This window comes from Compostibacter hankyongensis (assembly GCF_039541075.1).
Taxonomy (GTDB): Bacteria; Bacteroidota; Bacteroidia; order Chitinophagales; family Chitinophagaceae; genus Compostibacter; species Compostibacter hankyongensis.
Genome location: NZ_BAABFN010000001.1, coordinates 284,395 through 306,324 on the forward strand (window position 1 = coordinate 284,395; position 21,930 = coordinate 306,324).

Below are 21,930 nucleotides of genomic sequence, written 5' to 3' on the forward strand. Positions count from 1 at the left end.
AAACCGGTAACAGCAATACTATGATATTATCGCAATTCAAACTGGAAGGAAAGATCGCCCTGGTCACCGGCGCCACGCACGGGCTGGGCATGGCCATGGCGAAAGCCCTGGGGGAAGCCGGCGCCACGCTTGTCATCAACGGCCACTCCTCGCAGGAAAAGATCGACAAAGCGCTGGAAGCATACCGCGGCCATGGCATCAAGGTCACGGGCTACAGATTTGACGTTACCAGCCGTGAGGAGGTAGCGGAATATATTGCCCGCATCGAAGAGGAGGTGGGCCCCATCGACATTCTGGTCAACAACGCCGGCATCATCAAGCGGATCCCGATTACCGAAATGCAGCTGGAAGAATGGGAAGAGGTGATCCGTACCGATCTTACCTCCCCCTTCCTCATGTCCCAGGCTGTGGTAAAGGGCATGATCCGGCGCGGCGGCGGCAAGATCATCAACATCTGCTCGATGATGAGCGAGCTGGGTCGCAATACGGTATCGGCTTATGCAGCCGCCAAGGGCGGGCTGAAAATGCTGACCCGCAACATGGCTACGGAATGGGCCCGGCACAACATCCAGGTAAACGGTATCGGCCCCGGCTATTTTGCTACCAGCCAGACCGCCCCGCTCCGTGTGGCCGGAAATGCTTTCCATGAGTTTATCCTGAACCGGACGCCGGCAGGGCGCTGGGGGGAACCGGATGAGCTTGGCGGCGCCGCGGTATTCCTGGCCTCGGCGGCGAGCAATTTTGTAAACGGACAGATTCTCTACGTGGATGGCGGTATCCTGGCCACCATCGGAAAGCCCATGGGCGAGTAGGATTGACGTATATTCGTGGTGCATGCGATAAAACAGCGGTTATGCTTTGCAAAAGGTATTTTCCGGTTGCCGCCGCGCTGCTGCTGGCGCTGGGCGGCTGTCACCAGCCCCCGCCCCGGGAAAAGCAGCCTCCGGTAAGGCTGACCAACCCGGGCGGATTTGCACAGCCCGATGCAGCCGTGGTCATCCGCCGCGAAGAATGGGAACGGTCCCGCCAGGAGATCGCAGACAATGCGGTGCTGGTGTTCCGCGATTCGGCGGGGCAGCCCGTGCCCTCCCAGCTGGATGATCTGGATGGCGACGGCCGCTGGGATGAGATAGCCCTGCTGTATGCTTTCGCACCCCGCCAGCAGGTGGGTCTTTTCTACGATTGGGTGGATTCCGCACAAGCCCCTGTCTTTCCCAAGCGTACTCATATTTACCTGGGGAAATGGGACTCGCTGGCCCGGAAGTATATTCCCCTGCAGTCTGAAGACCGCCCCACGGACCATCACCGTCAGCTCAGCGGCACCTTTCTTTACCAGATGGAAGGTCCGACCTGGGAAAACGACCGTATCGCCTTCCGGCAATACCTCGACGAACGCAATCAGAAAGATATTTACGGCAAAAGAATTTCGCGGATGTACCTCGAAAACATCGGGGCGCCGGGCACACCCTCCTATCACGAGCTGCACGACTGGGGCATGGATATCCTGGCCGTGGGCAACTCGCTGAGCGCAGGAGGGCTGGGGCTGCGTTACCGGGATACGCTCTATGCCCTGGGACCGTCGGAAACCGCCCATGTGGACATGCTGGCGGACGGCCCCGTACGCTCCGTGCTGCGGATCAGCCAGACCGGCTTCCATGTGGCGGATACGGCTTTTGCCCTGTCCGAGACCATCAGCATCTGGGCCGGCGTATCCGGCTACGGCAGCGCGGTGACCCTGCAGGGACCGCTGGACAGCGCAGAGCTGCTGACCGGCGTGCCGGACCTCAAGGAAGGACTTTCGCCGCTTAACGAAAACTACGGTAACTTCGGCGCTTACGGCACCTACGGCCGCCAGAGCGAAAACGGGGACAATCTCGGTATGGCGGTTGTTTTTCCCAATGCCGAGCTGGCAGGGAAAGGCCGCGCCGCGCGGGCTCCTGTAGACAGGCCAGGGCTCTTCAATACTTTTTATGTGCGTCTGAAGAGCGAACCGCAGCCGGTCCGTTTTTATTTTTATGCGGGCTGGGAGCAGAGCGACAAACGGTTTGCCACCCGGGCGGGGTTTGCGGCGTATGTGAAGGAGCAGGCGGCGAGACTTAACAATCCCATTCTGGTGGAGATCAGCAGAAAAGGCAATACACACTTATAAAAACTAAAACTTCGATTATGCTGCGATTCATGCAACAAAATGTTTTCAGACTGTTCCTGGCGCTGGTGCTCCTGCTCTCTGCCGGCACCCTCGCCTCCGCACAGGGAACAAAAAAAGGAGAAAGCGATGCGGCCTGGTTTGCCGGCAAGTCCTGGCTGAAAGGACTGAAGCTTACCCCCCATAAGTCCATCAACCAGCGGGTATTTACCGAACAGTATCATAAGAACCAGGCTGCCTGGGACAAGGCTTTTGCCTTTATGCGGGATCATGACCTGGCCACGATGGCTCCCGGGAAATATCCCATCGACGGCGAGCAGGTATTTGCTACCATCACCGAAGCGCCCGGAAAAGACAAGGACAAGACCCAGTTTGAGTCGCACCGCAATTACAGCGATCTGCAGTATGTGATCAGCGGGAAAGAAATGATCGGGGTATGCCCGGTCTCCAAGGCCAAGGTGACTCGTCCGTATAATCCCGCTGGCGACGGAGCCAACTATACCGCCAAGGGCAAGTATTACCTCGCCGAGCCCGGCACGTTCTTTATTTTCTCACCAGAGGAAGCGCACCGCCCCGGCATCAAGGGGGATAACAGCGGGACTCCCATCAAAAAGCTGGTGATCAAGGTTCGCATGGCGGGTCGCTGAGCAAGCTGAGCAATTTCTTTTCCGGATCGCCGATGCCGCAAAATGGCGGTATGTCCGGAGCGTTTTACCGGTGCAGGTATTATTCCAGCGGCAGCTCGGGCATGTCGGGTAGCAGGCGGAAGCTGCGCCGGTGATAGGTTGTCGTGCCATGGGCACGGATGGCATCGCGGTGATATTCGGTGGGATAACCCTTATTGGCGTCCCAGCCGTATTGCGGGTGTTGGTGATGCAGCTCCCGCATATAGGCGTCCCGGTAAGTCTTGGCAAGGATGCTGGCGGCGGCGATGGAAGCATATAGCCCGTCGCCTTTTATGATGCAGTGGTGGCGGATGCTGGGGTAAGGGTGGAAGCGGTTCCCGTCGATCAGCAGCAATTGAGGTGTCAGCTGCAGCTGTGCGATGGCCAGATGCATGGCCCTGAAAGAGGCCTGCAGGATGTTGATACGGTCTATCTCGGTATTGTCTACCGAGGCTACGGCATAAGCCAGGGCCTTTGTCTCCACGACTTCGCGCAGCATTTCCCGTTCTTCTGCCGTGAGTTGCTTGGAATCGTTCAGCAGGGGATGGCGGAAGCTTTTGGGGAGGATGACGGCGGCGGCGAACACCGGACCGGCCAGACAGCCCCGTCCTGCTTCATCGCAGCCAGCCTCTATCCATTCCTTTTGTAAAAAAGCCCGCAACATGCCTTCCCCGTTTTTCAGACAACGATTACAAAGATAGGGAAAAACACATACCGCTTTCTGGCGTACCTTTACGTCATGAACGACCTCCTTGTTTCCCGCCGTTCTCGCCCTGTTGCCGTCTGGTTGCTGACCGGGGTCTTTATGCTGATGATCCAGGTTTTGCTGGGCGGCATCACCCGGCTTACGGGGTCCGGGCTTTCCATTACAGAATGGGCGCCGATCATGGGCGCCGTTCCGCCCCTCAACCATACCCAGTGGGAACATGCCTTTCATCTTTACCAGCAGACGCCGCAGTACCGCCTGATCAACGGCGACTTTTCCCTGGGGGATTTTAAATTTATTTTTTTCTGGGAGTGGTTTCACCGCCTCTGGGCCCGCCTGATCGGTGTGGTATTCCTGGCGGGATTCGTGATCTTCCTGCTGCAGCGGCGCTTTAACAGCTTCATGGTACGCCCGATGATCATCCTGTTCCTCCTGGGCGCACTGCAGGGGCTTATCGGATGGGTCATGGTGAAAAGCGGGCTGGTAGGGGATAATACGAGCGTGAACCCCGTTAAGCTGACCATTCACTTTATGGCGGCCATGGTGCTGATCTGCTATACTTTCTGGTTTGCCCTTATGCTGCTGGTAAAGCCCGGGCAGTATACGACGGCGCCGGCCCTCCGGCGGTTTACGGTGCTGATCATCTGCCTGCTTTGTCTGCAGCTGGTGTACGGCGGCTTTATGGCCGGGCTGCATGCGGCCCTGTCTGCCCATACCTGGCCGGACATCAACGGCATGGCAGTGCCGGATACCCTGTTCCGGCAAAGCCCCGCGTGGAGTAATTTTGTTCAGAACCCCATCATGGTACAGTTTATCCACCGGGGGCTGGCCTATCTGCTGGCTTTGCTGATCCTGTGGTGGTGGATAAGGGCGTTGCGCACGGCCGGCAGCCCGCTCTTTCGTCAGACGCGCTGGCTGCCGATACTGGCAGTGTTCTTGCAGGTAACGCTGGGGGTGCTTACCGTAGTGAACAGCGCCGTTCAGATCCCGCTGTTGCTGGGCGTGCTGCACCAGTTCGTAGCGATGCTGCTGCTGGTCATACTTTTCGGTATGCTGTTCCTGTTAAGAAGCAGATAACGTTATACGCTTTGGCGTGTTGAATATATTTTTTCATGGCGGTAGGCGGCATAGTCAAAAAGGGACTAAAGATCATCCTTTGGATAACCGGATGCGTGATCGCATTGCTGTTGCTGCTCGCCATTGCCTTCACCTTGCCCGGCGTGCAGCAGTGGGCTGCACAGAAGGCTACTTCCTATCTTTCGCATAAACTGCGTACCCGCGTGGAAGTGGGGCGGCTGAGGATCCGTTTTCCCAGTGCTGTGGAAATGGAAGACCTCTTCGTGGCAGACCGGCAGCAGGATACCCTCTTGTATAATCATCGCCTTTTCGTGGCGATAGATATGTTCAAGCTGCTCTCCGGGGAAGTGTCGGTAAGCCGGCTGGAGGTGGAGCGCCTCACCGCACACGTGTACCGGGTGCTGCCGGATACTACCTTTAATTTTGCGTTTATCCCTGCCGCATTCGGCGATAGCACGGCCGTTGATACCGCCGCCGCTCCCGCCGATACCGCCGCTGGGTCTTCGCTGAAGATCACCCTGGGGAATATTTTGCTGAAAGACATCAACGTTACCTACCGCGACCAGGTCAGCGGCATGGATGCCGTCGTCAGCCTGGATGATTTCCGCACCCGGTTCCGGAAGCTCGACCTGGACAGCCTCTACTTCGATATCGATCATATCAACCTCTCCGGCGTCAATGCCCGGGTTATCCAATCCATCCCGCTGGTACCGCCGCCGCCTGCACCGGAAGACAGCAGCGCCGCTGCCCTGCCCCGCATCATGATAGAGCGGCTGGCCCTGCAGCAGATAAAGGCGGTCTATAAAGATACCACCGCCGGTATGGACGCGCGGGCCGATCTCGGCAGCCTCTCGCTCGAAGCCGCCGGCTTCGACCCCGGCAGACAGGAAGTATCCCTGAAATCATTCGCCCTGGAAAATACCGATGCAGGGTTGCGCCTCACGGCGGGGACAGACAGCAGCGCCGCCGACAGCACCGCGCAGGACACTGCCGCCGCAGAAAGCTCAGCCGGCTGGAAGGTTTCGGTCGGCACGCTGGCATTGGATCATAACCACCTCCGTTTCGACAACGGGCCGGATCGCAGAAAGCCCCTGCAGGGAATGGATTATGAGCATCTTGATATTGCCGGTCTGCTGCTGCATGGCCGCGGCATCGCTTACAATGCCGACAGTATGGCGGCGCAGATCGACAGCCTTGCTTTTACCGAACAGCAGAGCGGGTTCACCCTGCAACGCCTGCAGACAAATGTGGTGTACAGCGACACCGGCGCCACGCTTTCGGGCTTACTGTTAAAAACACCGCATTCCCTGCTGCGCGACTATCTCAGCGTGCGTTATGACTCGCTGGGCACGTTTTCCCATAATCCCGGGAAGATGGGCATCAAAGGAGATCTGCCGGAGTGTACCATCGGCATGCAGGATGTGCTGATGTTCACCCCCTTCCTGGCAGACAACGTCTATGTAAAGAAATTAAAGCAGACCAGCTTCCGCCTCACCGGCAAGCTGAGCGGTACGCTGGACAACCTGCATATACCCGTGCTGCGCGTATCCACCGGCCGGTATACCCATGTTTATTCCCGGGCCGACCTCCGGGGACTTCCGGATATGGATAAAGCCTATTTCGATGTATCGGTGAACGACCTGGCCTCTACCCGGAGCGAGCTGCTGTCGCTGTTGCCGGACAGCCTGCTGCCCTCCTCCCTGCAGCTGCCGGGGCGGTTTTCATTAAAAGCCGCGTACAAGGGTTCGCTTACGCGCTTTAATACCCGGGCGCAGCTGCAAAGCGATTTCGGCAATGCGCGCCTGCAGGCGGATATGAAGGGGTCCAAGGGGCATGAATCCTATGCGGCCACCCTGGGGGTAACGCAGTTCGAGCTCGGAAAGCTGCTGAAGCAGGATAGTCTGCTGGGACCGGTGACCCTGTCTGCCGACCTGAAGGGAAGCGGGCTGGATACTTCCAATATGGATGTAACGCTGCGGGGAGAGCTGGAGGAAGCCCTGGTAAAAGGATATACATACCGGAACCTGCAGCTGAACGGGCATTACGGCCGGAAGCAATTTACCGTTACGGCGGGGATGGACGATCCCAATATCCGCTTTGACCTGGACGGCAGCGGCGATCTTTCCGGTCAGTATCCTGCCGTAAAAATGGCGCTCAATGTGGACAGCCTGGATCTGCAGGCGCTCCATTTCAGCGACGACCCGCTGCGCGTGCGCGGCAGCATCCATGCCGATCTCCCTACGGCCGATATCGATCACCTGAACGGGCAGGTGCTGGTCAATAAAATTCAGATAGCCCGGGGAAGCGATCTGCTGCTGCTGGACAGCATCCGTTTGCAATCACGGGCCACCGATTCGCTTACCCGCATGGTATTGCAGTCCGAATTCATTACCGCCCTGCTATACGGTAACTTCCGGCCCAGCCAGCTGGGAACGGCGGTGCAACGGCAGCTGAAACAGTATTTCAATCTGACCGATACCACGCAGCAGGCAGACAGCCTGGGACAGCAGATCCGTTTCTGGGCTTCGCTGCATCATCCTGCCATCCTGCAACGGATGGTGCCGGAGCTGAGCACCTTTTCCGAATCCACCCTTTCCGGTTACCTGGATACCCGCCGCCGCACCATTGGCCTGAACGGATATTTCCCCAAAACGGTCTACGGCAGTTATGAGCTGGACAGCCTTGTGCTGAACATGGACGGCGACAGCACGCGGCTTGCTTATGAGCTGGGTCTGGGCCGGATCAACAGCAGCCTGGTCAAGACGTTTGACACCCGCCTGTACGGCGGACTGGAAGACAGCATCCTGTCGGTGAACCTGCACATGAAGGACAATGCGCGAAAAGACCAGTATCATCTGGGCCTCCAGCTGAAAGCGGCCGACAGCATGCTGACGGTTCACTTCCTGCCGGACAGCCAGCTGCTGGATTACCGGCGCTGGCAGATGCCGGGAGATAATTTGCTGAAATACGGTAAAGCCGGCATCCAGATCAATGACTTCGCCCTGGAAAACAACGGGCAGGCCCTGCGCATCAATAGCATGCAGCCGGTACCGAATGCGCCCATAGAAGTTTCCTTTAAGGATTTCCGCATTGAAACGGTGACGGATATCGCCGCTCAGGATACCGCGCTGGTAGGAGGCGCCATCAATGGCAGCATGGTGCTGGACAGCGTGCTGCAAAATCCGGTCTTTGCCGGGAAGCTGCAGGTGGACAGCCTGATGTTCCGCCGGTATCCGCTCGGTAATATGGGTATCCAGCTGCTGCATAAAAATGCCAATGCCTATGCCGCCGGTATCACCCTGTCGGGGGCAGGGAACGATCTGGAACTGAAAGGCATTTACTATACCGCTCCCGAAAGCCGGATGGCTATGCGGCTGGACCTGAAATCGCTTTCCATGAAAACCCTGCAGGCTTTTTCGCTGGGTCAGCTGAGTCAGGCTACGGGCAACCTCGACGGCAGCCTTACCCTCCGGGGTACGCTGGATGCCCCCGAGCTGCGGGGCAACCTGCATTTTAACCAGGCCGGACTGCATATCAACTACCTGAACGCCTCCTACCGCCTGCCGGATGCCACCATCGCCTTCGATGAGCAGGGTATCGGCTTTAACCGGTTTACCATCCTGGATTCCTCGGGGCAAAAAGCGGTTATCAACGGTCACGTATATACGCAGAACTACCGGGATTTCCGCTTTGGCACCAACATTACCGCCCGCGGCTTCGAAGCCCTGAGCGCAGGCACGGTTACCAGCGAACATCCGTACGCCGGACCGGTGTTTATCGATGCCGATATCCGTCTCCGGGGGGATATGAACCTCCCGAAGGTGGACATGACGGTGCATCTCCGGGAAAAGTCGGTGCTTACCGTAGCGCTGCCCAGCTCCGAGCCCGGCGTGGAGGAGCGCGAAGGCGTAGTGGAATTTGTGGATGCCGCCCATCAGCAGGACACGGTCCGCCTGGCCGCAGGCGATACCCTGCTCCGCCGTTCGGCCTATAAGGGACTGCAGCTGAGCGCCAACATAGCAGTGGATACTGCAGCACAGCTGAATATCCTCATCGACCAGGAAACCGGCGATAACCTGATGGCCCGAGGCGATGCGAACCTCAACGCCACCATCGACCCCAGCGGAAAGATCAGTCTTACCGGCCGTTACGAGCTGGTACAGGGCTCCTATCTGCTGTCCATGAACGGGCTGATCAAGCGGAAGTTTGACATCAGGCCCGGCAGCTCCATCACCTGGACGGGCGATCCCCTTTCGGCCAACGTGGATCTTACTGCCGTATATAATGTCCGGACCTCAGCCGAGGAGCTGGTGGCCGACCAGATCGCCGGCACCGACGCCAGCACGCAGACCACCTATAAGCAAAAGCTGCCCTTTGAGGTAAACCTTAACCTGAAAGGAGAGCTGATGAAACCGGACATCACCTTTGGCATCGATATGCCCGAAAGCCAGCAGAATGTCTTCAATGGTTCGGTATATGCACGGCTGAAGCAGGTGAACCAATCCACTTCCGAGCTCAACAAGCAGGTGCTGGGCTTGCTGGTATTTAATCATTTTATCGCAGATAATCCCTTCAGCAGCCTGTCCGGGGGCGGAGGCGGGGGGGTCGGCATGATGGCCCGGCAGAGCGCGGGAAAGCTATTGTCCCAGCAGCTGAACAACCTGGCGGCAGACCTCATCAAAGGGGTGGACGTGAATTTTGACCTGCAGTCCGAAGAGGATTATTCCACCGGACAGGCCGAGAACCGGACGGACCTTAACGTGGGGCTCTCCAAACAATTGTTCAACGACCGTACCACCGTATATGTCGGCAGCAACGTAGAGCTGGAAGGCCCGCAGACGCCCGGTCGCAAAGCCACCAACCTGGCCGGCGACGTGTCGGTGGAATACAAGCTGACAAAAGACGGAAGATACCGTGTCCGGGCTTACCGTAAAGACGAGTACCAGGGCGTTGTGGAAGGACAGGTGGTGGAAACCGGCGCCAGCTTTATCCTGGTAATGGATTATAACCGCTTCCGCGAATTATTCCATGATCCGGCGCGAAGGATGCGGCGGCGGCAAATGAAAAAGGAACCGTCAGATGAATAACCCTAATGTACATACGAAGATGCGGTGGTCTTTGCTCCTGCCGGCGGCATTGTCGCTGCTGGTATGCAGCTGCAGCAACCTGAAGTATCTGCCGGCCAACGAACAGCTGTATGTCGGGGGAAAGGTGAATTTCGATCCGAAGGTAAAAGATCAGAAAGACCTCACCGAAGAGCTGGAAGGGCTGCTGCGCCCCAAGCCCAACAGCAAGGTGCTGGGACTGCGGTATAAGCTGTGGCTGTACAACATCTCAAAACCCCCGAAAGGCAAAGGCCTGAATTACCTGCTGCATGAGAAATGGGGAGAGCCGCCCGTGCTGGCCCGTACGCTGGACCTGGATAAAAACAGGGATATTCTCGTAAACCGGCTCCAGAACCGGGGCTTCTTCCAGGGAGCGGTGGACGCCGACAGCAGCGGCAAAAACAGGAAGGTCACAGCCGTCTATACCGCTGATGCCGGCCATCGCTATACCATCCGCGAAGTGCGGTTTCCACAGGAGGACGATCCCCTGGACTCGCTGATCCGCGGTACGGCAAAAAGTACCCTGTTAAAACCCGGCGATTATTACGACCTCGACCGGATAAAGGACGAGCGGGAGCGGATAGACGCTGCCCTAAAGGAGCAGGGCTACTTTTATTTCAGCCCGGATAACCTGATCATGCGGGTGGACAGCTCTCTCGGCGGGGTGGTGGACATCAATGTCCGCGTCAAGGACGATGCGCCCGAAAAAGGCCTCCGTCCTTACGCCATCCGGAACATCAATATCAATACCAACTATTCGCTCAGCGGAAACCAGCGGCGGAGACGCGGGGAGGAATATACTTATGGCGATTTCAGCATACTGGACACCCGGCATCAGTTTCGTCCCATTATCTTCAAACGCTCTGTCTTTTTCAAACACGGCGGCCTGTATACCCGCAGGATGCATAACCTTACGCTGAACCGGCTGGTGAACCTGAATGTCTTCAAGTTTGTAAAGCTGGAATTTACCGATGTGCTGCAGAATCCGAAGGATTCCCTGGCGCGGGAAAAAGCGCGGGACACGGCCGGGATCGAAAGGGTCGATTTCTCAGAAAGGCCCCAGGCGACGGACTCGCTGGGCCGCGGCCTTATGGATGCCAATTTCTACCTGACGCCGGATAAAAAGAAATCGCTGCGCTTCCAGGTATCCGGCTATTCCAAATCCAACAACTTTGTGGGATCCGAGGTGAGCATCAGCGCGAGGAACCGGAATTGGCTGAAAGGCGCCGAGCTGCTCGAAGTAAAGCTGGCCGGCGGTTTTGAAACGCAGGTCGGCGGGAAGCAGGTGACCGGAAGCTCCAACTCCTACTCGCTTTCCCCGGAGGTCAACCTGTATATCCCCCGCTTTATCACCCCATTCAAAGGGATCAACGGAAGCACCATTTTTGTGCCCAAGACCATATTGAATGTGGGGTATGAACTTTTGAAACGGACCGGGTTTTACAACCTGAACTCATTCCGTTTTCAGGGAGGATATAACTGGAAGGAAAACGAGGCGAAGGAGCATACCCTCAACGTGGTCAGCGTCAATTACGTGCTGCCTTCCCACATTACCGATACCTTTCAGCACCGCCTGGACCTGGATCCGGTGCTCCGCCAGAGCTTTGAAAAGCAGTTTATCATCGGCACCAATTACAACTATGTGTACAACGACCAGCTTATCCGGGAGTCCCGCTTCAATACTTATTTTAACGGCAATGTCGATGTAGCCGGGAACCTGCTGGGGGCTGTTATGGGCAAGCATGATTTCGAGCATCCGGCCACCATCGGCAACATTCCTTTCTCGCAGTATGTGCGACTTTCTGCAGATGTCCGCAATTACTGGAAGCTCAATAAGAACGTGCGATGGGTGAACCGTCTTTTTATAGGCTACGGTTACGCCTATGGGAACTCCCGCTCGCTGCCCTTTGTAAAGCAGTTTTATATCGGCGGCAGCAACAGCATCCGCGCCTTCCGCGCCCGGGCGCTCGGTCCCGGCACCTACTATACGCGTGAGAACAATCTCTTTGCCAACGAGGCCGGGGATATCAAGCTGGAGATGAATACCGAGCTCCGTGCCAAGCTGTTCGGGCTGGTCAACGGCGCCGTGTTTGTGGACGCGGGAAACATCTGGCTGCAGCGGGCCACTCCCGAGCGCCCCGGCGGAGAATTTCATTTCAGCAAGGCCCTCAGCCAGCTGGCCGTGGGTACAGGGGTAGGCCTCCGCTTTGATTTTTCCATTCTCCTGCTGCGGCTGGACCTGGCCTTCCCGCTGCGGAAGCCCTACCTGCCGGAAGGACGCCGCTGGGTGCTGGACCAGATCAACTTCGGCGATGCCGGCTGGCGCAAGGAGAACCTCGTGCTCAATATCGCCATCGGCTATCCGTTCTGAGCCGGGCCGGAAGCAGCTGCAATACCCGCGGAAGCGCGACGTCGCTACCGCTTACCCATGCCGGTCTGCGGGAGCGCCGGAGCCGGACCGGGGCTTTCTCATCATATCCTGCGGCGCCGACAGCGGCCGGAACCCGAACTGTTCATACAAGCCGTGAGCATCCTTCGTTTCCAAACCCCATTTCAGGTCCTGCAGCTGCGGGTGCGCGGTGATCTCCTGCAGGAGCAGCTTGCCGAGTCCCAGGCCCCGGTGGCTTTCGAGGATGAACACATCCAGGATCCAGGCAAATACGGCGTAGTCGGTTACCACCCGGGCAAAGCCCACCTGCCCGCCCCGGCGGTCGAACACACCGAAGCAAAGCGAGTTCAGGATCGAGCTTTCCACCGCCTGCCGGCTCCTTCCTGCCGCCCAGTACGAGCGGTTGCTCAGAAAGTCGAAGATCATCCCCGTATCCAGCATGGATTTGTCGGTAGAGACATAAAAATCGTTTTTCACCACAGCTTGTGTAAAGGTTAACAGATAAACAAAATTATCAAATACACGCGTCATTGCGGACAGGACCCAAATAAGCGTTAACTTGTGTAAGCAGATGTTTAACCGACCGGACATGAAAACAAAGCCCCTGCTGCTCATCTCTTTTTTCCTGCTGTTGGCGGCCTGCCGCTCCGGAGACCGGCAGGCGGGCACGCAGGAGCAGGCAGACAGCGTCGATACCGCCGCCCCGAACATCAGCGACGATCTGCGTTCGCTTCCGCAATGGACCGGTTTTCTGCAAAAGACTACCGGCGGACGGTTTGATGTCCGGAAGTTCGATTTCCTGGGCAGCGATGTTCATCAGCCGCCGGCAACCGATTCCTTCTCGGCGGAGGAATGGAATACGTACCGGCCTTACCTGAAATATAATCCGGCCGGAACGCTGGCCATCGACCTGTATAGCTATAATATGATCCCCGTGAAGCGGAAAAACGGCACGGTGACGTTGGAGGGCGGGGAACCGGATGCCGAAGTGGCGCTGGTAGCGGTAAAAACGGGCCGGCGTCAGCGGCTGCTTTTCAGCGGCCCGGGCACGCTCTATCAGGACGCCCGCTGGCTGAATGACAGTGTCGCCGTCATCACCGGCATCAGCGATGCCAATGAAAGCAACCAGCCCCTGCCCGTGGTTTGGCGCTATCATGTGAATGGGCAACGTATGGAGACCTTCGGCTATGCCGACAGCCTTTCGCTCGGCGAGGCCCCGCATTATACGGACTCGCTGCTGCAGCGGTAGCGAACCGCCCGCGCCTTCTTAACAGGAAGGCGTTCAGCTTTCCCCGTACAGCTTCAATACCGCCCCGCGAAGGGGAGCGCCGCTTTCGCTGCAGATAAAATGCATGGCCGCGGCGATCTGCCCGGGGGATACCCATTTGCCGAAATCCGCATCCGGCATGCTTTTGCGGTTCACCGGCGTGTCGATGGTGCTCGGTACAATGACGCTGGCGGTCACGTTTTTTCCGCCTGCCTCGGCATTGAGCAAGGCGGCAAGCTCCGACAGCAGCGATTTGCTGAGCGTATAAGCGATCAGATCTTTGCCGGCAGCCGGCTGCAGCGCCGGGCGGCTGCCGACCAGGATCAGCCTCCCGTAGTCCTGCTGGAGGAAATGGGAAAAAAGAAGCCGGGCCAGGGGATAAGCGGTTTCAAAATTTATGGCGATCTGGCGGCGGATGTCTTCCATGCCGGTGTTTTCCAGCGCGCCGGGCGCAAAGCCGCCGGCCAGGAGCAGGGCGGCCTGCACGGTAGTGCGGGCAGTGGTGCGTGATACAAAATCAGCGACGGCTTTTTCATCGCGCAGATCAAGTGATTCCACCTCCAGGCGCTCATGCGCGGGGAGACGGTCCTGCTGTCCGCGTACAATGGCAATGACATGATAACCCTTGCCAAGGAAAAAGGAAACGGTTTCCTGTCCCAGTCCTCCGGCGGCTCCGGTGATGATGACGGTGGGCATATAAAATGGTTTTAAAGCGATGAGCTCCACCCATATGGCGGACCCGGCTAAGTTACTATAAATGCAGGCTTCTTTTCTTATCTTGCCGCCATTTCTCACGCACAGGATGGAGCGGCCATCCTGCTAACCGGACAAAAGAGTATGCAACAGTTTTATGGTTATCTCCGGATCTGTATCATCGCGCTGATATTTTGCAGCGCAGGATACAGGGGCGGGGCGCAGACGCCTGCCCTCATTACCATACGCACCCAACATACGGCGCTGGTTTTCCGGGGCGGCGATGCGGGACTGCAGCAGGTTTACCTGGGCGCCCCCCTTTCGTCGGACAAGGCCTACGAGACGCCCGGAACGGACATGCCGGCATATCCCACTTTTGGAACGGACAACCTTTACAGCGCCGCCATAAGGGTTACCCATGCCGACGGTAATCCTTCGCTGGAGCTTCGCTATGTGCGCCATACGGTAAAAAAGCTCAGCGACGATGTGACCGAGACCGCCATAGCGCTCAAGGACCCCCAGTATCCTTTCGAGGTTACGCGTTACTATAAAGCCTATTTCAAGGAAGACGTCATCACGCAGTGGACGACGATACGGCACCATGAAGCGGCTCCCGTTACCCTGTATGATTTTGCTTCCGGCGCATTGAACTTCGGTGCGGGGCATTACTGGCTCACGCAGTTCCACGGGGATTGGGCCTCGGAGATGCAGCTGCAGGAGAGCGAGCTCACCTCCGGTATCAAGATCATCGATACCAAGCTGGGAAGCCGGGCAGACATGTACCAGAGCTCCTCCTTTATGCTGTCGCCCGGGAGGTCTTCCACCGAGACCAGCGGGGAAGTGCTGGCCGGCACCCTCGCCTGGAGCGGTAATTTCCGGCTGCTTTTTGAGCTGGACCGGCAGAACAAGCTGCGCCTCCTGGCCGGCATGAATCCTTATGCCTCCGAATATCATCTCAAGCCCGATACGACCTTCACCACCCCGGCTTTTATCTTTACGTATAGCCGGCAGGGTAAGGGGCAGGCCAGCCGCAACCTGCATCGCTGGGCGCGGCAATACGGTCTCCGCGACGGGGATAAGTCGCGGTTTACCCTGCTCAACAACTGGGAGTCCACTTATTTTGACTTTGACGAGAACAAGCTGGTGCAGCTTTTTGGCGAAGCCAAAAAGATCGGCGTGGATCTGTTCCTGCTGGACGACGGCTGGTTCGGCAACAAGTACCCGCGTAATAATGATCATGCCGGCCTGGGCGATTGGCAGGAAAACAAGAAAAAGCTGCCGCAGGGGATCGGCTATCTGGTGAAAGAAGCCGGCAAACAGGACGTCCGCTTCGGCATCTGGGTAGAGCCGGAAATGGTAAATCCCAAGAGCGAGCTGTACGAACAGCATCCGGAGTGGATACTGAAGCTGCCCAACCGGCCGGAAAACTACTACCGCAACCAGCTGGTGCTGGACCTGAGCAACCCCGCAGTGCAGGATTTTGTATTCGGTGTGGTCGACGGTCTGATGACGAAGTATCCGGGGATTGCCTATTTCAAATGGGATTGCAACCGCATGTTCACCAATGCCTATTCCGCTTATCTCGGCAAACAACAGTCGCATTTGTTTATCGCTTATGTGGAGGGCCTGTACAAGGTTTTTGAGCGCCTGCGCAAAAAATATCCGCACCTGCCGATGATGCTGTGCTCCGGCGGTGGCGGACGTGTAGACTACGGCGCCCTGCCCTACTTCACGGAGTTCTGGCCCAGCGACAATACCAACCCGATGGATCGGATCTTTATCCAATGGGGATACTCTTACTTTTTCCCGGCCATCGCTACGGCCGATCATGTTACCAGCATGGGCGATTACCCGCTGAAGTTCAGGCTCGATGTGGCCATGACGGGAAAGCTGGGCTTTGACATGCGGCTGAACGGTTTGAAGGAAGAGGATATACGGTTCGTGCATGCGGCCGTACAGACCTACAAGCGGCTGGAAGATGTGATCTGGTACGGCGATCTGTACCGGCTGGTTTCTCCCTATCAGGGGCATCGCGCCGCGCTGATGTACGCCAACGAAGCCCGGGATCATGCCGTGCTGTTCGGCTATGCCATGCACATGACCCGCTGGGATGTCAACTCTCCGGTGCGGCTACAGGGTCTTGATCCCGACCGGCAGTACCTGGTGCAGGAAATAAACCTGCCCGAGGGAAAGAAATCATCCTGCCCGGAATCGGGACGGGTCATCACGGGAAAAGACCTGATGGAGCAGGGCCTGCATCTTCCGTTGCACGGGGATGCGGGCAGCGTCATGCTCGAGCTTACCGCCCGCTGAGGCGGTCTGTCTTGGCCGATTGGCGGGAGCTTGCTAACTTGTCTCCCGTTTAGGATTGATCATTGATTTAAAATAAAGCAGATGTCATTAATTGTGGTGGGCTCCATGGCCTTTGATATGATTGAAACCCCTTTTGGCAAATCAGACAGGATCATCGGCGGCGCGGCCACCTATATTGCCTGGGCCGCGCAGAACTTTGTAAAGCCCATCCGGCAGATATCGGTAGTGGGCGGCGATTTCCCAAAAGAGGAGCTGGATGCGCTCCGGGCGCAGGGGGTGGAGCTGGAAGGGGTACAGATAAAAAGCGACCGTCCTTCTTTTTTCTGGTCGGGGAAATATCATATGGATATGAATACCCGCGATACGCTGGTCACCGAGCTCAATGTGCTGGGCGATTTTGAGCCGGTGGTGCCGGAAAGCTACCAGGGCGCTGAATTGCTGATGCTGGGCAACCTGGCCCCTTCCGTGCAGCTGAGCGTGATCAGCCAGCTGAAAACACGTCCCCGCCTGGTAGTGGCCGACACCATGAACTTCTGGATGGAATCGGCCTGGGACGAGCTGTTGCAGGTGCTGAAGCAGGTAGATGTGTTGCTGATCAACGATGCGGAAGCGCGTCAGCTCAGCGGGGAATATTCGCTCGTAAAGGCGGCAAGGAAGATTGCCGAAATGGGGCCCCGCTTCCTGGTGATCAAAAAAGGAGAGCACGGCGCCCTCCTGTTCCATGAAAATCACGTGTTCTTTGCTCCGGCCCTTCCGCTGGAAGAGGTGTTCGATCCTACCGGCGCCGGCGATACCTTTGCCGGCGGCTTTATCGGCCATCTTGCCCGCACCCGCGATATTTCTTTTGATAACATGAAAAGCGCCATCATCATCGGCTCGGCCATGGCCTCCTTTTGCGTGGAGAAATTCGGCATACAGCGGCTGCGCGAGATCGACCAGGAGGATATCGAAAACCGTATCCGGCAGTTTATCGACCTGGTCAACTTCGATATCGATCTGATCGGATAAGCTGTTTTATCCGGCGTTTTACTCCTGATGAGCAGCCCGGAGCGCAGCAGCTTACTGGATAAGCCGCTTACCTGACGTTTCTCACTACGGTAACGGGCAACTTCCATTTCTTTACCGCTCCTTCGGTATTGAAGATTTCTATGTAAAGGATATACAGTCCGGTGGGCAGTACCCGGCCGCCGTTTCCCCGCCCGTCCCAGCGCAGGCTGCCCTGTGCGGAAAGCGTAAAGCTGCGGTAGGGATGCCCGACTGCGCGGCCGGAAGCATCAAATACCGTGATGTTGGCTACGCCGCCGGCCGGCCCGAGCCGGTAGCGGATGAAGGCCTCATCGTCGCGCCCGTCCTGGTCTCCCGGTGAGATCACCGGCGGGTCCACGGCGACATCCGCAGCGCCGGCGGCAGTGGCTGCGCTGCGATAGGTAGGGGTGGCATAGCCCGCATCGGCGGGAGCGCTTTGCCAGTTGGCAGTTTCTCCGGAAGGCTTGTTATAGTCGGTTTTTTCCAGCGAGATGCCCGCCGTGTTTTGCAACAGCTGAAAATGATCCTCTTCCCGGTAGGCCAGCTCATCCAGCACCGTGTCCTGTCCGCTCAGCAGGACCACATCGCCTTCTGTCTGCGGATAAGAAGGAAGCCTTCCGGGGCTGAGGAAAGCTTCGGGGTCCTTACAGTAATAACGGGAACGTATATCTTCGGGACTGGGGGTGACCACCAGCCAGGTGCCGGGAAGGAAGGGAGCGTGCTCTCCGGAAAGCCGGACGGCTTGGGTAAGAGCGCCGTCGTTTTCACGCCGGGCCAGATAAAGGTTGTGCAGGTCGATCATCTTCTGCGAGCGGTTATACAGCTCCACAAATTTTTCACCGCCGGGCTGCGGATGAAAAAGCACTTCGCTTAAAATGATATCCCCCGGCAGGGCCTGCTCGAGCAGCCCGAACGCCAGCGTGTTTTTCACCCCTACGGGTCTGCCGCCGCATCCTGCCGCCCCGGTTACTTCCAGCCGGTAACGCACGCCGCGTTGCAGCGGGCGTTTCAGATACAGGGCAACGGTGCGGAAGAAAGGAGCCCGGGCCACCACACTGTCGACCAGGATGTTTTTATCGATATGATAATGATCCGCTTTTGCCGCCAGGCTGCTGTCCATATCCTGGCTGAAGACAGCAGACAAAGTAAGGCTATCGATAACCGTGACCTCCACAAGGTCCGGTACGGATCCTCCGCCCGCAAGGTTGACCGAGTTGACGCTGCCGGGCGTGCCCCCGGAAGGATGTATGGAGGCCGACCAGTTGCTGCTGTCGCTGCAGGGGTGCCGGGTATCTTTCATTTCAAGGCTCCAGCCTCCGGCCGACCTGGCCGTATCCCCGTACCAGGAAGGACGGTAGGCTACCGCGTGGATCAACGCGCCATTGCGGCTGCGCAGGGAAAGCAGGTCGCCGTCTATCTTGGGGGTAGGGAAGCCCGTAAGGCCCGCTGTATTCCCGAAGGGGCGGTATTGCTCCTCATCGAGATGGCTGCAGAGGATCAGCATGCTGTCCGGGTCCAGGATAAAAGGCGGGAGGACGGCGCTGCGCGTGCTGTTGGAAAAAATCCAGTCCTGCAGGTTCAGGGGGTGGGCGCTGTTGTTCCGCAGCTCCACAAACTTTTCTGCGGGCAGGCCTTCTGCCGGATCGGGGTCGGCGAATATCTCGCTGATCAGCACATCATATTGCCGCGGGGGATGATAAGCGAAGGTAAACGCCGTATCGGGAAGCCGGTTGCCGGCTGCGTCGGCGATATCCCATATCCGGAGCTGCAGCGGGCGGTCTTCCGGAAGCGGGGTGTTGAAAAACAGGGAAACCCGCGCCGGCTGCGCAGGATCGTAGAAGGTGCTGTCCGGCCCGGCCCGGCCGGCTATGCGGTAATGGAGGAGCGACAGCGCGCTTTTGGCGGTAACGGCTTCGGAGAAGACAAGATTGAGCTGTCGCGGGGACAAGGGATCTGCCCTGATGATCTCCGGCGGGGCGGTGTCCGGCACAAAAGGCGCCGCCCGGATGTCGTCAAAAAAATGTTTTTGAAAAAAGCCGGAGGTGGACTGCCGGACCTGTATCCCGAAGAGGCGGCTGCGGGTATAGGTGCTGTCCGTACAGTTCCCTTCCTTTACTTCGTAGCGGCCGGTACCGGTAGTATCCCGGTAGAGCGACCAGCTGTATTGCCTGTCGCAGACCACTCTAAGGAACAACCGGTTGTTGGCGTGGTCGGTGACCCCCTCCCTTCCCGTGATCAGCGCGGTAATGCGGCCGGCCGTATCCTGACGGCAGAGCGAAATATTGTCGCCGGTGCCGCCGATCTGTACAAAATAGCCGGTGCTGCTGCTGTCGCCGGGCGGGGCGGTAGCGGCAAGATAAACCCGCACATAGTTTTTTGAAGAGGTATTGAAATGCAGCTGCATGCGAAAAGTCCACTGTGTTCCGGCCACGCCGGCGGAAGGGGTGCTGAGCAGAAAGGCGGTGTCTGCAACCCTGCAGCGGCTCTGCAGCCTTCCCCCGCTTATCTGCCAGCAGGCTGTATCTCCCTCCCAGGCCGGGGAATGGGTAAAATCCCCGTCGTCAAAGGATTCGCTGAGCTGTCCGAATGCGCTCAGCGGGCAAAGGCCTAACAGGTAAAGCCAGTAACGCATGGATGAAGTATGGATTATATTTAAAAATAACAATATTTTCTGAATGCGCCAAGAAGCGTTCTTGAAAATTAGGGGAAGTTGTATCTTTGCGGCCCCGCAGGGTCATGCCGGGATAAATGCGTTCGCGGCCGGCCACGGGTTTTCTGAATATTTATATCGTATCAATTATGAAGGTAGCGGTAGTGGGCGCCACAGGACTGGTGGGCTCCAAAATGTTGCAGGTGCTGGCGGAACGTAAGTTCCCCGTGACGGAACTGATCCCGGTGGCCTCGGCCAGGTCGGCGGGGAAAGAGGTGGAGTTTGCCGGTAAAAAATACAAGGTGGTGACGCCCCCCGATGCTATCGCGCTCCGCCCGGACGTAGCCCTGTTCTCCGCCGGAGGCGGTACTTCCCTGGAGTGGGCGCCCAAGTTTGCCGAAGCCGGGATCACCGTGGTGGACAATTCCTCCGCATGGCGGATGGACCCCACCAAGAAGCTGGTGGTGCCCGAGGTCAACGCGCAGGTCCTGACCCCGGAAGACAAGATCATTGCCAACCCCAACTGCTCTACCATACAAATGGTGATGGTGCTGGACCCCCTTCATAAGGCTTACGGGGTAAGGCGCGTGGTGGTATCCACTTACCAGTCGGTAACGGGTACCGGCGTAAAAGCCGTCAACCAGCTGATGGATGAACGGAACGGTGTGGAAGGAGAAAAGGCTTACCCTTATCCCATAGACCTCAATGTGCTTCCCCAGATCGACGTTTTCCAGGAAAACGGATATACGAAGGAGGAGATGAAGATGGTCAACGAAACCAAAAAGATCATCGGCGATGACAGTATCCGGGTAACAGCCACGACTGTACGCATACCCGTCATGGGCGGACACAGCGAATCGGTGAATGTGGAATTTGAAAAGGACTGTGAGCCGGTTGCCATACGCCGGCTGCTGGGTCAGACGCCGGGTGTGACCGTGGTAGACGACCCCGCCAACCTGCTGTATCCCATGCCCCGCGATGCCCATGAAAAAGACGATGTGTTTGTGGGCCGCATCCGTCAGGACGAGACGCAGCCGCGGACGGTAAACCTGTGGATTGTAGCGGATAACCTGCGCAAGGGCGCCGCCACCAATGCCGTACAGATCGCGGAATACCTGCTCGGGAAAGGCTGGATAGGATAAACCGCTGCTTCAGGCAATAATCCCCAACCCGAAGAAACGGGGATAGTTGTAAAACTGTTTGCCCGTTTCCCGCGCTACCCGGCTGACCGCTCTTTTTACGGCCGGATAGCTTTCCGTATCATGGAAGAGGGTGACCTTGCTATGCTGCGCGGCCCAGAGGCCGCAGCGGAAGGTGTCCCGGAAATTATGAATGATATCTACATGAATCATGTCGTAATGCCCGCCGTGCTCCCGGATAAAGTCGCGGTAATCTGCCTGCACCAGCGAGATGTTGGGCCAGGGCCGCACGCTTTCCTGCATCTGTAAGAAATTATTTTCGTGGCGACCGGCATGCGGATCGCCGGTAAACAGGTCTACGCCCGTAACCGTTTTGAAATAATTGGCAAAAACGGTGGTGGAAAAGCCAAATTCAACGCCGAATTCCAGACAGGAGCCGGTGTCTATATCGAAACGGCGGATGATATCTTCCACAATGCCTTCCAGGCCGCGTCAGGCGGAATCATAAAGCAGGTAATGTCCGGGATAATGGATTGCTGCGGGCTTATAGGGTATGGGTCTCCCGCTTTTAAACAGGAGCTTGTTTACCCGGTTGCCCAGCGCATTGAAATAATTGACGGCTTTTTTCTGCATGTAGCTTCTTTAAGGACAGGTATGGCGCTGCTTACAAAATAAGATAATCACCTCTCTTTTGCAAACGCCGGCGATCATTGGCGATAGCCGATGCGCTCCGGTCGGTAGCCATGGGTCAAGG

16 protein-coding genes are annotated in these 21,930 nt (G+C 57.5%); 10 read left to right on the forward strand and 6 right to left on the reverse strand.

The window, feature by feature from the left end:
- The first annotated feature begins 20 nt into the window (after positions 1–20).
- The 3 genes from ABD851_RS01095 to ABD851_RS01105 are packed head-to-tail and all read left to right on the forward strand — an operon-like array spanning position 21 to position 2,793.
- Complete coding sequence (locus tag ABD851_RS01095) at positions 21–812, forward strand: gluconate 5-dehydrogenase (protein ID WP_344973949.1); 792 nt, start codon at positions 21–23, stop codon at positions 810–812.
- Between the two features lie 41 nt (positions 813–853).
- The gene (locus ABD851_RS01100; RefSeq protein WP_344973952.1) at positions 854–2,149 is read left to right on the forward strand and encodes a DUF4861 domain-containing protein; all 1,296 of its coding nucleotides are present in this window, start codon (positions 854–856) and stop codon (positions 2,147–2,149) included.
- 29 nt (positions 2,150–2,178) lie between these two features.
- Positions 2,179–2,793, forward strand: coding sequence for a NanQ anomerase/TabA/YiaL family protein (locus ABD851_RS01105; RefSeq protein WP_344973955.1), 615 nt, complete (start codon positions 2,179–2,181; stop codon positions 2,791–2,793).
- A gap of 79 nt (positions 2,794–2,872) precedes the next feature.
- On the opposite strand, the gene ABD851_RS01110 is transcribed toward ABD851_RS01105, so the two are convergent.
- Positions 2,873–3,475 (reverse strand): ribonuclease HII, encoded by a 603-nt coding sequence (locus ABD851_RS01110; protein ID WP_344973957.1) that lies wholly within the window; start codon positions 3,473–3,475, stop codon positions 2,873–2,875.
- 75 nt (positions 3,476–3,550) lie between these two features.
- On the opposite strand from ABD851_RS01110, the gene ABD851_RS01115 reads away from it, so the two are divergent.
- The 3 genes from ABD851_RS01115 to tamL are packed head-to-tail and all read left to right on the forward strand — an operon-like array spanning position 3,551 to position 12,070.
- Positions 3,551–4,594, forward strand: a complete 1,044-nt coding sequence (locus tag ABD851_RS01115; RefSeq protein WP_344973960.1) for a COX15/CtaA family protein — start codon at positions 3,551–3,553, stop codon at positions 4,592–4,594.
- Positions 4,595–4,629: 35 nt separating this feature from the next.
- A complete protein-coding gene (locus tag ABD851_RS01120; protein WP_344973963.1) occupies positions 4,630–9,681 on the forward strand; it encodes a translocation/assembly module TamB domain-containing protein in 5,052 nt (1,683 codons plus the stop codon).
- On the forward strand, positions 9,674–12,070 hold the full coding sequence (gene tamL, locus ABD851_RS01125; RefSeq protein ID WP_344973966.1) for a translocation and assembly module lipoprotein TamL: 2,397 nt from the start codon (positions 9,674–9,676) through the stop codon (positions 12,068–12,070). Before ABD851_RS01120 ends, tamL begins: the two co-directional genes overlap by 8 nt.
- A 51-nt stretch (positions 12,071–12,121) precedes the next feature.
- Here the strand turns inward: tamL and ABD851_RS01130 are convergent, their stop codons facing one another.
- Positions 12,122–12,565 (reverse strand): GNAT family N-acetyltransferase, encoded by a 444-nt coding sequence (locus tag ABD851_RS01130; protein ID WP_344973969.1) that lies wholly within the window; start codon positions 12,563–12,565, stop codon positions 12,122–12,124.
- A gap of 112 nt (positions 12,566–12,677) precedes the next feature.
- Between ABD851_RS01130 and ABD851_RS01135 the strand changes: the two genes are divergently transcribed.
- Complete coding sequence (locus tag ABD851_RS01135) at positions 12,678–13,337, forward strand: hypothetical protein (protein WP_344973972.1); 660 nt, start codon at positions 12,678–12,680, stop codon at positions 13,335–13,337.
- A 33-nt stretch (positions 13,338–13,370) separates the two neighbouring features.
- Here ABD851_RS01135 and ABD851_RS01140 read toward each other — a convergent pair whose 3' ends face one another.
- Positions 13,371–14,051 carry an SDR family NAD(P)-dependent oxidoreductase gene (locus ABD851_RS01140; protein ID WP_344973974.1) on the reverse strand — a complete coding sequence of 227 codons (681 nt, stop codon included), beginning with the start codon at positions 14,049–14,051 and terminating at the stop codon, positions 13,371–13,373.
- Positions 14,052–14,192: 141 nt separating this feature from the next.
- Here ABD851_RS01140 and ABD851_RS01145 point away from each other — a divergent pair, with 141 nt between their 5' ends.
- Complete coding sequence (locus ABD851_RS01145; RefSeq protein ID WP_344973977.1) at positions 14,193–16,361, forward strand: alpha-galactosidase; 2,169 nt, start codon at positions 14,193–14,195, stop codon at positions 16,359–16,361.
- An 81-nt stretch (positions 16,362–16,442) separates the two neighbouring features.
- The gene (locus ABD851_RS01150; protein ID WP_344973980.1) at positions 16,443–17,369 is read left to right on the forward strand and encodes a PfkB family carbohydrate kinase; all 927 of its coding nucleotides are present in this window, start codon (positions 16,443–16,445) and stop codon (positions 17,367–17,369) included.
- 67 nt (positions 17,370–17,436) lie between these two features.
- Here ABD851_RS01150 and ABD851_RS01155 read toward each other — a convergent pair whose 3' ends face one another.
- The gene (locus ABD851_RS01155; protein WP_344973983.1) at positions 17,437–20,019 is read right to left on the reverse strand and encodes a lamin tail domain-containing protein; all 2,583 of its coding nucleotides are present in this window, start codon (positions 20,017–20,019) and stop codon (positions 17,437–17,439) included.
- A 167-nt stretch (positions 20,020–20,186) separates the two neighbouring features.
- On the opposite strand from ABD851_RS01155, the gene ABD851_RS01160 reads away from it, so the two are divergent.
- The gene (locus ABD851_RS01160; RefSeq protein ID WP_344973986.1) at positions 20,187–21,179 is read left to right on the forward strand and encodes an aspartate-semialdehyde dehydrogenase; all 993 of its coding nucleotides are present in this window, start codon (positions 20,187–20,189) and stop codon (positions 21,177–21,179) included.
- A gap of 9 nt (positions 21,180–21,188) precedes the next feature.
- Here the strand turns inward: ABD851_RS01160 and ABD851_RS01165 are convergent, their stop codons facing one another.
- On the reverse strand, positions 21,189–21,650 hold the full coding sequence (locus ABD851_RS01165) for a class I SAM-dependent methyltransferase (protein WP_344973989.1): 462 nt from the start codon (positions 21,648–21,650) through the stop codon (positions 21,189–21,191).
- Positions 21,651–21,668: 18 nt separating this feature from the next.
- A complete protein-coding gene (locus tag ABD851_RS01170; RefSeq protein WP_344973992.1) occupies positions 21,669–21,809 on the reverse strand; it encodes a hypothetical protein in 141 nt (46 codons plus the stop codon).
- Positions 21,810–21,930: the final 121 nt, after the last annotated feature.